Annotated in this window: 13 protein-coding genes and 1 pseudogene; 9 read left to right on the top strand and 5 right to left on the bottom strand. The window is 61.5% G+C overall.

All coding sequences use genetic code 11. The features are described from left to right. Positions 1 to 98: 98 nt before the first annotated feature. Positions 99 to 746, bottom strand: a complete 648-nt coding sequence (locus AC07W7_RS23085; RefSeq protein ID WP_076963353.1) for a hypothetical protein — start codon at positions 744 to 746, stop codon at positions 99 to 101. Between the two features lie 368 nt (positions 747 to 1114). On the opposite strand from AC07W7_RS23085, the gene coxB reads away from it, so the two are divergent. The 4 genes from coxB (at position 1115) to AC07W7_RS23065 (ending at position 5496) form a co-directional block, all read left to right on the top strand. Next, positions 1115 to 2242, top strand: a complete 1128-nt coding sequence (coxB, locus tag AC07W7_RS23080; protein WP_076963354.1) for a cytochrome c oxidase subunit II — start codon at positions 1115 to 1117, stop codon at positions 2240 to 2242. Positions 2243 to 2300: 58 nt separating this feature from the next. Then, complete coding sequence (gene ctaD, locus AC07W7_RS23075) at positions 2301 to 3890, top strand: cytochrome c oxidase subunit I (protein ID WP_076963355.1); 1590 nt, start codon at positions 2301 to 2303, stop codon at positions 3888 to 3890. Positions 3891 to 4022: 132 nt separating this feature from the next. Then, positions 4023 to 4574 (top strand): cytochrome c oxidase assembly protein, encoded by a 552-nt coding sequence (locus AC07W7_RS23070; protein ID WP_099169560.1) that lies wholly within the window; start codon positions 4023 to 4025, stop codon positions 4572 to 4574. A gap of 34 nt (positions 4575 to 4608) precedes the next feature. Further along, complete coding sequence (locus AC07W7_RS23065; RefSeq protein WP_029290317.1) at positions 4609 to 5496, top strand: cytochrome c oxidase subunit 3; 888 nt, start codon at positions 4609 to 4611, stop codon at positions 5494 to 5496. A 4-nt stretch (positions 5497 to 5500) separates the two neighbouring features. Here the strand turns inward: AC07W7_RS23065 and AC07W7_RS23060 are convergent, their stop codons facing one another. Further along, positions 5501 to 5704 carry a twin transmembrane helix small protein gene (locus AC07W7_RS23060; RefSeq protein WP_017528731.1) on the bottom strand — a complete coding sequence of 68 codons (204 nt, stop codon included), beginning with the start codon at positions 5702 to 5704 and terminating at the stop codon, positions 5501 to 5503. An 84-nt stretch (positions 5705 to 5788) separates the two neighbouring features. Between AC07W7_RS23060 and AC07W7_RS23055 the strand changes: the two genes are divergently transcribed. From AC07W7_RS23055 to AC07W7_RS23035, 5 genes and pseudogenes are all read left to right on the top strand, one after another. Then, complete coding sequence (locus tag AC07W7_RS23055) at positions 5789 to 6529, top strand: SURF1 family protein (protein WP_495040187.1); 741 nt, start codon at positions 5789 to 5791, stop codon at positions 6527 to 6529. Next, a complete protein-coding gene (locus AC07W7_RS23050; RefSeq protein WP_495040186.1) occupies positions 6495 to 7088 on the top strand; it encodes a PA_0111/PP_0108 family redox-active disulfide protein in 594 nt (197 codons plus the stop codon). Before AC07W7_RS23055 ends, AC07W7_RS23050 begins: the two co-directional genes overlap by 35 nt. A 10-nt stretch (positions 7089 to 7098) precedes the next feature. Then, positions 7099 to 8153: pseudogene (locus AC07W7_RS23045) on the top strand (COX15/CtaA family protein). Positions 8154 to 8165: 12 nt separating this feature from the next. After that, complete coding sequence (cyoE, locus tag AC07W7_RS23040) at positions 8166 to 9065, top strand: heme o synthase (protein ID WP_495040185.1); 900 nt, start codon at positions 8166 to 8168, stop codon at positions 9063 to 9065. Next, positions 9062 to 9697, top strand: a complete 636-nt coding sequence (locus tag AC07W7_RS23035) for an SCO family protein (protein WP_076963360.1) — start codon at positions 9062 to 9064, stop codon at positions 9695 to 9697. The genes cyoE and AC07W7_RS23035 overlap by 4 nt, the downstream gene beginning before the upstream one ends. A gap of 143 nt (positions 9698 to 9840) precedes the next feature. Here AC07W7_RS23035 and AC07W7_RS23030 read toward each other — a convergent pair whose 3' ends face one another. From AC07W7_RS23030 to AC07W7_RS23020, 3 genes are read right to left on the bottom strand one after another with little or no spacing between them, the layout of a single operon-like run. Then, positions 9841 to 10614 carry a MetQ/NlpA family ABC transporter substrate-binding protein gene (locus tag AC07W7_RS23030; RefSeq protein WP_076963361.1) on the bottom strand — a complete coding sequence of 258 codons (774 nt, stop codon included), beginning with the start codon at positions 10612 to 10614 and terminating at the stop codon, positions 9841 to 9843. 50 nt (positions 10615 to 10664) lie between these two features. Then, positions 10665 to 11339, bottom strand: coding sequence for a methionine ABC transporter permease (locus AC07W7_RS23025; RefSeq protein ID WP_099169555.1), 675 nt, complete (start codon positions 11337 to 11339; stop codon positions 10665 to 10667). Further along, complete coding sequence (locus tag AC07W7_RS23020) at positions 11339 to 12346, bottom strand: methionine ABC transporter ATP-binding protein (protein WP_076963363.1); 1008 nt, start codon at positions 12344 to 12346, stop codon at positions 11339 to 11341. Before AC07W7_RS23020 ends, AC07W7_RS23025 begins: the two co-directional genes overlap by 1 nt. Between the last annotated feature and the right edge of the window lie 105 nt (positions 12347 to 12451).

Below are 12451 nucleotides of genomic sequence, written 5' to 3'. Positions count from 1 at the left end.
GCCCGCGATAGCATCACCGCGGTGTAACTGATACACCACGGTGCCTGCATCGCGGGCAAGCCCGGCTCCCACATTTGTTCTATGCCTGGCAGGAAAACTCAGGCCGGCTGATCCAGCTCCAACTCCACGCCCAATTGGCGCGACAGGCACGGCCAGCGCTTCCACGCGGCTTCCGTTGCCGGGCTCTTGAGCTGGTCGCGATAGGCCTCGACGGACTCCAGGGCGAAGCTTTCTTCATTGAGCATTTCATCCACCGCCAGGTGCACGGCTTCGTCCAACTGATTGGCGAATGCTTCGCCGATCAACTGGTGAGCAATCACGTTGGCAACGGTGGTGTCCGCCGGAATCAACGGCTGGCCGAAATGCTTGATATACAAATCGTTTACTTCTTCCACCAGCCGATGGGCCAGGTAGGCCTCGTCCAGCAGGCCGTTGAGGCCTTCATGGGCGGCCAGGATGGCCGGTGGCTGGAGAAAGAAATGCTCGGCGATTTTCAGTACGGGCTTGATCTGGCTTTCGATCCCGGCTTCCCGGGCCACGTCGTTGGCGGCATCCAGCAGGTCCGGGACCTGATCGATGTAGGCAGTGACGAAGCGCGTCATTACGGCATTACGGTCACCCTCGGCCAGGGAAATGGCCGAGTGCAGGTGCGGTAACTGTGCGTCCAGTTGTTTGGCCAATTGGCCAGTGGACGCTTCGTGTTGATGGGCACGGGAAATCTGCTCGCGCAATGCGGCGGTGTTCATGAAAGCTCCAGGAATACGGGCGTAGGAAAGGGGATTGCATAAGGTAGCTCGTTTATACGAGCCCCTAAGATGCATTTGTCATAATTATTTCATGGTTATGCGCCGTGGTTATATCGAATAGCCATCGTTCGTCGGATAGGCCCTAAATCTGCGGGTCATCCAGCGCCGTTCGTCTCTTTTTACTGATTTGCCCTCATACATTGCGGGGTCGCAGTCGCTGTCTATACTCGGGTTTGTACGCAATTAGCTGATGACGCCCAACTGCATTTAGGCAGGCAAGGCTTGGCGGATGTAAGCAGTTTGGAAGCCGCCCCCTTGGCCGCAGGTGCAAACCGGCGGGATAACAAGAACGATAAGGGGAACCCGCAATGACGCGACATCCACATGTTTGGATGGGCTTACTCTTGTGGTCAGTATTCAGCCAGGCGCAAGCCGCCTGGACGGTGAATATGGCACCAGGGGCCACTGAAGTCAGTCACGCCGTGTTCGACCTGCACATGACCATTTTCTGGATCTGTGTGGTGATCGGCATCATCGTGTTTGGCGCCATGTTCTGGTCGATGATTATGCATCGCCGCTCCACGGGCCAGGTGGCGGCCAAGTTCCACGAAAGTACGACGGTGGAGATTCTCTGGACCGTAGTGCCCTTGCTGATCCTCGTCGCCATGGCTGTTCCGGCGACCAAGACCCTGATCAACATCTACGACAGCAGTGAGTCGGATATCGATATCCAGGTCACCGGCTATCAGTGGAAGTGGCACTACAAATACCTGGGCCAGGACGTCGAGTTCTTCAGCAACCTGGCCACCCCCGCCGAGCAGATTCATAACCAGGCTACCAAGGGCGAACACTACCTGCTGGAAGTCGACCAGCCGCTGGTGCTGCCGGTGGGCGCCAAGGTGCGCTTTTTGGTGACCGCCGCCGACGTGATCCACTCCTGGTGGGTGCCGGCGTTTGCGGTCAAGCGCGATGCCATCCCCGGCTTCGTCAACGAGGCCTGGACCCGGGTCGACAAGCCCGGGATCTACCGTGGCCAGTGTGCGGAGCTGTGCGGCAAGGACCACGGGTTCATGCCCATCGTGGTCGAGGTCAAGTCCAAGGCCGACTACGCAACCTGGCTCGACGAGCGCAAGGTCGAGGCTGCCAAGCTCAAGGAGCTGACCTCCAAAGAGTGGACGCTCGAAGAGCTGGTAGCCCGTGGCGACAAGGTCTACCACACCACCTGCGTGGCCTGTCACCAGGCCGAAGGCCAGGGCCTGCCGCCGATGTTCCCGGCGCTCAAAGGCTCGAAAATCGCCACTGGGCCGGCGGCAGACCACCTGAACATCGTCTACCACGGCAAGCCCGGCACGGCGATGGCGGCTTTCGGCAAGCAACTGTCGGAAGTCGATATTGCAGCGGTGGTGACTTACGAGCGTAACGCCTGGGGCAACAACAAAGGCGACATGGTCACGCCTAAAGACGTGCTGGCCATCAAACAGGCGCAAAGCCAATGAGCCTCTTCATTGCGTATGCCCTGAATCGCCCTACCCATCCGCTTGCAGGAGAACGGCCATGAGCACTGTGATCGATGACCACGGTCATGCCGCTGACCACGCCCACGGCCCCGCCAAGGGCCTGATGCGCTGGGTGCTGACCACCAACCACAAAGATATCGGGACCATGTACCTGTGGTTCAGTTTCGCCATGTTCCTGCTCGGCGGCTCGTTCGCCATGGTGATCCGCGCCGAGCTGTTCCAGCCGGGCCTGCAGATCGTCGAGCCGGCGTTCTTCAACCAGATGACCACCATGCATGGCCTGATCATGGTGTTTGGCGCGGTGATGCCGGCGTTTGTCGGCCTGGCTAACTGGATGATCCCGCTGATGATCGGTGCGCCGGACATGGCCCTGCCGCGCATGAACAACTTCAGCTTCTGGCTGCTGCCGGCGGCGTTCCTGCTGCTGGTCTCGACCCTGTTCAGCCCGGGCGGCGGGCCGAACTTTGGCTGGACCTTCTATGCCCCGCTCTCCACCACCTACGCCCCGGAAAGCGTGACGTTCTTTATCTTCGCCATCCACCTGATGGGTATCAGCTCGATCATGGGCGCGATCAACGTGGTCGCCACCATCCTCAACCTGCGTGCCCCGGGCATGACCCTGATGAAGATGCCGCTGTTTGTCTGGACCTGGCTGATCACCGCCTTCCTGCTGATTGCGGTGATGCCGGTGCTGGCCGGTTGCGTGACCATGATGCTGATGGATATCCACTTCGGCACCAGCTTCTTCAGTGCTGCCGGCGGCGGTGACCCGGTGTTGTTCCAGCATGTGTTCTGGTTTTTTGGCCATCCCGAGGTGTACATCATGATCCTGCCGGCCTTCGGTGCCGTCAGCTCGATCATCCCGACCTTCTCGCGCAAGCCGCTGTTTGGCTACACCTCGATGGTCTACGCCACGGCGAGCATCGCGTTCCTGTCGTTTATCGTGTGGGCGCACCATATGTTCGTGGTGGGTATTCCGTTGGTGGGCGAGCTGTTCTTCATGTACGCCACCCTGCTGATCGCGGTGCCCACCGGGGTCAAGGTGTTCAACTGGGTCAGCACCATGTGGCAAGGCTCGCTGACCTTTGAGACGCCGATGCTGTTTGCCGTGGCTTTTGTGATCCTGTTCACCATCGGCGGCTTTTCCGGGCTGATGCTGGCCATCGCCCCGGCGGACTTCCAGTACCACGACACCTACTTTGTAGTGGCGCATTTCCATTACGTACTGGTGCCCGGCGCAATCTTCGGGATCTTCGCCTCGGCCTACTACTGGCTGCCGAAATGGACCGGCCATATGTACGACGAAACCCTGGGCAAGCTGCATTTCTGGCTGTCGTTCGTGGGCATGAACATGGCGTTCTTCCCCATGCACTTTGTGGGGCTGGCCGGTATGCCGCGCCGGGTGCCGGACTACAACCTGCAGTTCGCCGACTTCAACATGGTGTCGTCGATTGGCGCCTTTATGTTCGGCGCCACGCAGATCTTCTTCCTGTTTATCGTGATCAAGTGCATCCGTGGCGGCAAGCCGGCGCCGGCCAAGCCGTGGGATGGCGCCGAAGGGCTGGAGTGGAGCGTGCCTTCGCCAGCGCCGTACCACACCTTCACCACACCGCCGGAGGTCAAATGAACCCGGTCATGAAAACACCGCCGCCCTCCTGTGGGAGCGGGCTTGCCCGCGATGGCGGCCTCAAGATCCGCCGCGCACTTGAAGCCCTCATCGCAGGCAAGCCCACAAAAAAGCCAAGAGCAGGTGGACGCCATGGCTGATTCCGTGCCCCTCAACCGCCTGGTCACGCGCCTGCTGATTCTGGTGCTGGCGATGTTCGCCTTCGGTTTTGCCCTGGTGCCGATCTACGACGTGATGTGCAAGGCCTTCGGCATCAATGGCAAGACCGCCGGGCAGTACGAAGGCTCACAGGTGGTCGACCCGTCGCGCCAGATACGGGTGCAGTTCCTGTCGACCAATGCCATCGATATGGTCTGGGAGTTCCACTCCAAGGCCGACGAGATTGTGGTCAACCCCGGTGCGGTCAACGAGATGGTGTTCGTGGCCTTCAACCCCACCGACAAGCCGATGACGGCCCAGGCGATCCCGAGTATTTCCCCGGCCGAAGCGGCGATGTACTTCCACAAGACCGAGTGTTTTTGCTTTACCCAGCAAGTGCTGCAACCGGGAGAGCGCATCGAGATGCCGGTGCGCTTCATTGTCGATCGCGACATGCCCAAGGATGTGAAGCATTTGACCCTGGCGTACACGCTGTTCGATATCACTGCGCGCCAACCGCCCGTGGCTGTCCATACCGGCGGCTAGGCGTGCCTGCGGGCTCGATTAGGAGAACGGATACATGTCGACTCATGATACGTACTACGTACCAGCGCAAAGCAAGTGGCCAATAATTGCCACGTTTGGGCTGTTGATCACCGTGTATGGCCTGGGTGTGTGGTTCAACGACCTCAAGGCGGCCCGCCCGGAATCCCACGGCCCGCTGATCTTTTTCGTCGGCAGCCTGCTGCTGGCCTACATGATGTTTGGCTGGTTTGGCGCGGTGATCAAGGAAAGCCGCGCCGGGTTGTACAGCGCGCAGATGGACCGTTCGTTCCGCTGGGGCATGACCTGGTTCATTTTTTCCGAGGTGATGTTTTTTATCGCGTTCTTTGGCGCGCTGTTCTATGTGCGGCACATGTCGGCGCCATGGCTGGCCGGCGAAGGGTCCAAGGGCATTGCCCATATGCTGTGGCCCAATTTCGAGTTCGCCTGGCCGCTGCTCAACAACCCGGACCCCAAGCTGTTCCCGGCGCCGGAAGGCACCATCAGCCCGTGGGGCCTGCCGTTGGTCAACACCATCTTGCTGGTGAGTTCCAGCGTGACCATCACCATCGCCCATCACGCCCTGCGCAAGGGCCATCGCGGCGCGCTGAAGATCTGGCTGGCGCTCACCGTGTTGCTGGGGGTGGCGTTCCTGGGGTTCCAGGCCGAGGAATATATCCACGCCTATAAAGAGCTGGGCCTGACCCTGGGCTCGGGGGTGTATGGCGCGACATTCTTCATGCTCACGGGCTTTCACGGCGCCCACGTGACCATCGGCACGATCATTTTGTTCGTGATGCTGATGCGCATCCTCAAGGGGCATTTCAATGCCGAGCATCAGTTCGGTTTCGAGGCGGCCAGTTGGTATTGGCACTTTGTCGACGTGGTGTGGATCGGGTTGTTTTTCTTCGTCTACGTGCTGTAGCGCCTTACCAGGGGGCGTGGGACACCAGTTGGCCGCTGAAGAACCCCCAGGTGATCAGCGCCAGGGTGATCACGGCCAGCACCACACGCACGGTCAAGGCGGTGACGAGGCGATTGGAGTGGCCCTCGTCCTTGACCAGGAAGAACAAGCCACTGAACAGGCTCACAACGGTAGCGATCAGCATCAGGGCAATGGCGGCTTTGAGCATGGTCAGGCTCCAGGGCTCTTATTTTGAGGGGCGGGCAATGAGATTCAGTATAGCCAGCGCAGCATCGACCTTCGTGGTAACGCCATGAAACGCTTTCGCCCCGGGATTGCGCCGACGTTGGTGGTGCTGGTGTTGCTGCCGCTGATGGTGTTCCTGGGTTTTTGGCAAGTGTCCCGTGGCCAGGAAAAACAGGCGCTGCTCCAGAGCTACGCCGAGCGTCGGGCGGCGCAGCCCATCAGCGTTGTGCAACTGGAGACAGTGGCGGATCCGGCCTTTCGCCGGGTGCAGTTGCGCGGGCAGTTCGACGCCGGGCACAGCGTGCTGCTGGATAACCGCATGCGCGACGGCAAGGCGGGCGTCGAGTTGTTGCAACCCTTTCATGACCAGGCCAGCGGCCAGTGGCTGCTGCTCAATCGCGGCTGGCTACCGTGGCCGGATCGGCGCACGCCGCCAGCCTTCACCACCCCCGACCAGCCTTTGAATATCAACGCCTGGGTATATGTCGCCCCGGGCGAGACGTTTCAGTTGCATGCCGACCCGGCAGCCGCGCAATGGCCGCGCCTGTTGACGGTGTTGCACCCGCAGGTGTTGTGGGCCGAGCTGGAGCGTAGCGGGTTTGCCTTTGAGCTGCGGGCCGAAGCGGGCCCCGCGACCTATGAAACCCAGTGGCCGGTAGTGGCCATGGGGCCGGAAAAACACCTGGGGTATGCCGTGCAGTGGTTCGCCATGGCGCTGGCGCTGCTGGGCCTTTACCTCTACCTCGGCTGGCACAACGCAAGGGAGAAGCACCATGGGAGCGGCCATGAATCCACTCAACATGTCTGACACGCCGGCGGCGCCCAATCGCAGCAAGGGGCGCTGGCAACTGATCCTGATCCTGCTGATGGTGATCGGCCCGATGGTGCTGGCGACCCTGATGTACAAGTTGCAGTTCTGGGTGCCTGAGAGCCGCAGTGACCATGGCGAGATGATCGGTAATGGCCAGACCCGCGCCGATATCGGCGTGCAGGCCGACGAGGACCGCTGGCAATTGCTGGTCACCGCGCCTGCGGCCTGCGCCGCCGATTGCCGGCAGTTGGTCTACCTCGCGCGCCAGCTGCAGATCGGCCTGGGGCGTGATGCGTCCCGTGCCAGCCATGCCCTGGCCAGTGCGCAGCCGGTCAGTGCCGAGTACGAGGCCAAGCTCAAAGCCGAATACCCGCAATTGCAGCGCTTGCCCCTGGACCTGCCGACCTTCAAGCAAAACGCTGCTGCGCCCGGCGATGCCCAACTGTGGATCGTCGACCCCCACGGCAACCTGGTGCTGCGCTACGACGCCCGGGTCAAGGGCAAGGACCTGCTCAACGACCTGCGCCACCTGCTGAAACTGTCGAATATCGGATAAGGGCATCGTCATGGCCAAACCTGGATTTCGCCTCGCGCTGTTTGCCACCCTGCTGGCGCTGATTGTGGTGCTTTTGGGCGCCTACACGCGCCTGACCCATGCCGGCCTCGGTTGCCCGGACTGGCCGGGTTGCTATGGCTTTATCAGCGTGCCGAAAAGCGAGGCCCAACTGGCCCATGCCGAGTTGCACTTCCCCGACGCGCCGGTGGAGGCCGACAAGGGCTGGAACGAGATGATCCATCGTTATGCGGCGGGCGCCCTGGGGCTGTTGATCGCGCTGTTGGCCACCCGCGCCTGGACCCATCGGCGGCATCCGGGGCAACCCTTGAAGCTGCCGTTGTTCCTGCTGGCGGTGGTGTTTGCCCAGGCGGCCTTTGGCATGTGGACGGTGACCCTCAAGCTGTGGCCGCAGGTGGTCACCGGGCATTTGCTGGGGGGCTTTGCCACCTTGAGCCTGTTGTTTCTGCTGACCCTGCGTCTGTCCGGGGTCTTGCCGGCGCTGATCGTGCCCCGGCGCTTGCAGTATTGGGCCACGGCCGGTCTGGTGCTGGTGATCGGGCAGATTGCCCTGGGTGGCTGGGTCAGTTCCAACTATGCGGCGGTGGCCTGTATCGACTTGCCGACCTGCCATGGCGAGTGGTGGCCGGCGGCGGACTTTGCCAATGGCTTCCACCTGACCCAGCATATCGGCCCCAACTACCTGGGCGGGCAACTGGACAGTGATGCACGCACGGCGATTCACCTGACCCATCGCCTGGGCGCGCTGGTGGTGACTGTGGCGCTGCTGGGCCTGGCCTGGCAGCTCAAGGCGGTGGGCATGACCCGCCTGGCGGGCCTGCTGCTGGCCGCCCTGGCCGTGCAGATCGGCCTGGGCTTGAGCAATGTGTACTTTCATTTGCCGCTGCCGGTGGCGGTCGCCCATAACGCCGGCGGTGCAGCCTTGTTGCTGACCCTGGTGCTGGTCAATTACCACGCCCGTACCAGCCTGGTGCGGGTCCGTCATCAGGTGCCGTTCGGTTGGCGCTTCAGCCCGCGCAAACACGTCTCGGGCCTGATCACCCTTAAAGGAGAGATGCCATGGCGACCTTGATTGGCGCACGTCACAGCCAGGCGATCTGGCGCGACTACCTGGAGCTGACCAAGCCCAAGGTGGTAGTGCTGATGCTGATCACCTCGCTGGTGGGCATGTTTCTCGCCACCCGCGCCGGGGTGCCGTGGCCGGTGCTGATCTTCGGCAACCTGGGGATTGCCCTGTGTGCCGGCGGCGCGGCGGCGGTCAACCATGTGGTGGACCGGCGCATCGACGCACTGATGGCGCGCACTCACAAGCGGCCGCTGGCTGAAGGCCGGGTTTCCCCGGCCGCCGCGCTGATATTTGCCCTGGTGCTGGCAGTGGCCGGGCTGGGCCTGTTGCTGGCGTTTACCAACCCCTTGGCGGCCTGGCTGACCCTGGCCTCGCTGCTGGGCTATGCGGTGATCTACACCGGCTTTCTCAAGCGGGCGACGCCGCAGAACATCGTGATCGGCGGCCTGGCCGGCGCGGCGCCACCGTTGCTCGGCTGGGTGGCGGTCACCGGGCATGTGAGTGCCGAACCGTTGCTGCTGGTGCTGATTATCTTTGCCTGGACCCCGCCACACTTCTGGGCCCTGGCCATCCATCGCAAGGAGGAATATGCCAAGGCCGATATCCCGATGCTGCCGGTAACCCACGGCGAGCACTACACCAAGGTGCATATCCTGCTCTATACCTTCGCGCTGCTGGCGGTGAGCCTGATGCCCTATGTGATCCACATGAGCGGGCTGTTGTACCTGGGTTGTGCGCTGGTTTTGGGCGCACGCTTTCTGCAATGGGCCTGGGTGCTGTACCGTGGCAGTCGGCCGCACGCGGCGATCAATACCTTCAAGTACTCTATCTGGTACCTGTTTTTGCTATTTATCGCCCTGCTCGTAGACCACTACTTATTGTTGAACCTATGACTCGAACTCAAAAAACTGTCTTTATCCTGGTGGCCCTGGTGGCGTTGATCATGGGCCTGACCGTCAACAAAGTCCTGTCTGGCAAAGGCCAGGGCGACCCTACGGCGTTGGTCGACGCAGGGATTATCCTGCTGCCGCAAAGCCGCCAGCTGCCGCCTGTGACCATGACCAACCAGGACGGCCAGCCGGTGCTGGTCAATGAGTTGAAGGGCAAGTGGAGCGTGCTGTTCTTTGGCTACACCTTCTGCCCGGACATCTGCCCGACCACCCTCGCCCAACTGCGGCAGATCAAGAGCGAGCTGCCCAAGGACGTGGTGGATAAGCTGCAGGTGATCCTGGTCAGCGTTGACCCGCACCGCGATACCCCGACGCAGCTCAAGCAGTACCTGAGCTACTTCGATCCGCAATTTGCAGGCCTGACCGGGGCGAATGTGGAGGATGTGCAGAAGGTCTCGAATGCGGTGAGCATTCCGTTTATCCCGGCGGATACCAGCAAGCCGAACTACACCGTCGACCACAGCGGCAACCTGGCGTTGATCGGGCCGGATGGTACCCAGCGTGGGTTTATCCGTGCGCCGTTGAATAACCAGAAGCTGGTGGCGCAGTTGCCGGGGTTGTTGCAGCGCAACTAGCTGACAACACCGATCAAGTGTGGGAGCTGGTTTGCCTGCGATAGCGTCAGGTCAGCCAGCCTCTTGGTTGCTGACCCACCGTTATCGCAGGCAAGCCAGCTCCCACACTTTGCTTTGCTCGGCTTCAGAGAGCGTATTTCAGATCAGAACGCCGGCAGGATCGCGCCTTTGTACTTCTCGTTGATGAACTTCTTCACTTCTGGAGTGTGCAGGGCCTTGACCAGCTTCTGCACCGCGTCCGAATCCTTGTTGTCCTCGCGGGTTACCAGGATGTTGACGTAAGGCGAGTCGTTGCCTTCGATCGCCAGGGCATCCTTGGACGGGTCCAGCTTGGCTTCCAGGGCGTAGTTGGTGTTGATCAGCGCCAGGTCAACCTGGGTCAGCACGCGCGGCAGGGTGGCGGCTTCCAGTTCGCGGAATTTCAGGCCTTTTTCGTTGCCGGTGATGTCCTTGATGGTCGACAGGATATCGGTCGGGTTCTTCAAGCTGATCAGGCCCTTGTTGGCCAGCAGCAGCAACGCACGGCCGCCGTTGGTGGCGTCGTTGGGGATCACCACGTTGGCGCCGTTCGGCAGCTCGGCCAGGGTCTTGTACTTGCTGGAGTAGGCGCCCAGTGGCTCCAGGTGCACGCCGGCCACGCTCACCAGGTGGGTGCCCTTGGCCTTGTTGAACTCATCCAGGTACGGCTGGTGCTGGAAGAAGTTGGCGTCCAGGCGCTTCTCGGCCACTTGTACGTTCGGCTGCACGTAGTCGGTGAACACCTTGACCTTCAAGTCCACGCCTTGCGCGGCCAGGGCCGGCTTCACGAACTCAAGGATCTCAGCGTGCGGCACCGGTGTGGCGGCGACCGTCAGGGTCTCGGCGGCATGGGCGGAAAACGCGGCAACCGCGGCGAAAGCAACCAGTAGTTTTTTCATCCAACAAGCTCCTTGTTCGGGCATTTGCCGGCGGTGGCCGGCCATGGCCGTTATTTTCGAGAATAGTGGGTCACCAGCTTATCGCCGATGGTTTGCAGAATCTGCACCAGCACAATCAACATCACCACGGTGACGATCATCACGTCATCCTGGAAGCGCTGGTACCCATAACGGATCGCCAGGTCACCCAGGCCACCAGCACCCACCACACCCGCCATGGCGGTGTAGCCCACCAGGGCAATGGCGGTCACGGTGATTGCCGCAATGATGCCGGGTTTGGCCTCGGGCAGCAGCGCCTTGGTGATGATCTGCCGCGTGGTCGCGCCCATGGCCTGGGTCGCCTCGATAATGCCGCGATCGACCTCGCGCAGGGCGGTTTCCACCAGCCGTGCGAAGAACGTCGAAGCGCCGACTACCAGCGGTGGAATCGCGCCGGCCACGCCCAGCGAAGTGCCCGTGAGAAACACGGTCGTCGGGATCATCACAATCAGCAGAATGATAAACGGCAGAGAACGGATGGCGTTGACCACGAAGGCCAGGGCGGCATAGGTGGCTTTTTGCTCCAGCAACTGGCGTGGGCTGAACAGAAACAGCAGGATGCCCAATGGCAGGCCCACCAACACAGTGAAAAACAACGAAGTGCCGAGCATCAGCAGGGTGTCGTTGGTGGCCACCCAGATATCGGCCCAGTCGACGTTGTCGAAATAATGCAGTAGCACGTCCATTAACGCAGGACCTCCATGTGCACATCGGCGGCGGTAAAGCGCGCGAATGCCGCTTCCATGTCACCGCCGGTGATGGCCAGGGTCAGTTGCCCGTAAGGGGTATCTTTGATGTGGTCGATGCGACCGGCGAGGATGCTGTAGTCCACACCCGTTTCGCGGGCGACGGTGCCCAGCAGGGGCGCGTAGGTCGCTTCGCCCTGGAACGTCAGGCGCACGATGCGGCCTGGTACATGGGCGAATACATCGCGCTGCTCGCCTTCATCAACCTGCTCGGCTTCCTGCACAAAACGCTTGGTGGTCGGGTGCGTGGGGTGCAGGAACACCTGGGCCACCGGACCCTGCTCGACAATCACCCCGGCATCCATCACCGCGACCTGGTCGCAGACACGGCGGATCACGTCCATTTCATGGGTGATCAACACGATGGTCAGCTTCAGCTCGCGGTTGATCTCGGCCAGCAATTGCAGGACCGAGGCGGTGGTCTGTGGGTCGAGGGCACTGGTGGCTTCGTCGCACAGCAGGATTTTCGGCTTGGTGGCCAGGGCGCGGGCGATGCCGACGCGCTGTTTCTGGCCGCCGGACAACTGCGCCGGGTACTTCTTGGCGTGGTCGGACAGGCCGACCCGGTCCAGCAGTTCGGCCACGCGCGCATCGATCTCGCGGCGCGACAGTTCGCCCGCCAGGGTCAGTGGCAGCGCCACGTTGTCGGCGACGGTCTTGGAGGCCAGCAGGTTGAAGTGCTGGAAGATCATCCCGACCTGCTGCCGGAAACGGCGCAGGCCGTTGGCATCCAGGGCGGTGACGTCTTCGTCATCGACCGTGATCTGGCCGCCCGAAGGCTCTTCCAGGCGATTGATCAGGCGCAGCAGGGTACTTTTTCCTGCACCGGAGTGGCCGATCAGGCCAAACACCTGGCCGTTCTCGACACGCAGGCTGGTGGGGTGCAGTGCGGGGATATCCTTGCCGGCGACCCGGTAGGTTTTATGGACGTTATGAAACTCGATCACGTAGCGAACCTTGTGGGGCGCATTGAAAAGGGATCAGCGGTTAGCCGGGCGCGCATTTTAGCCTGTCCGTATAGTGTTTCTTAGCATTTATTTCGTATTCAACCA

The sequence above is a fragment of the Pseudomonas sp. GW821-FHT01D09 genome (genome assembly GCF_059422465.1).
Note: the sequence above shows the minus strand (reverse complement) of the source record. Positions and strands in the feature narration are given on the sequence as shown.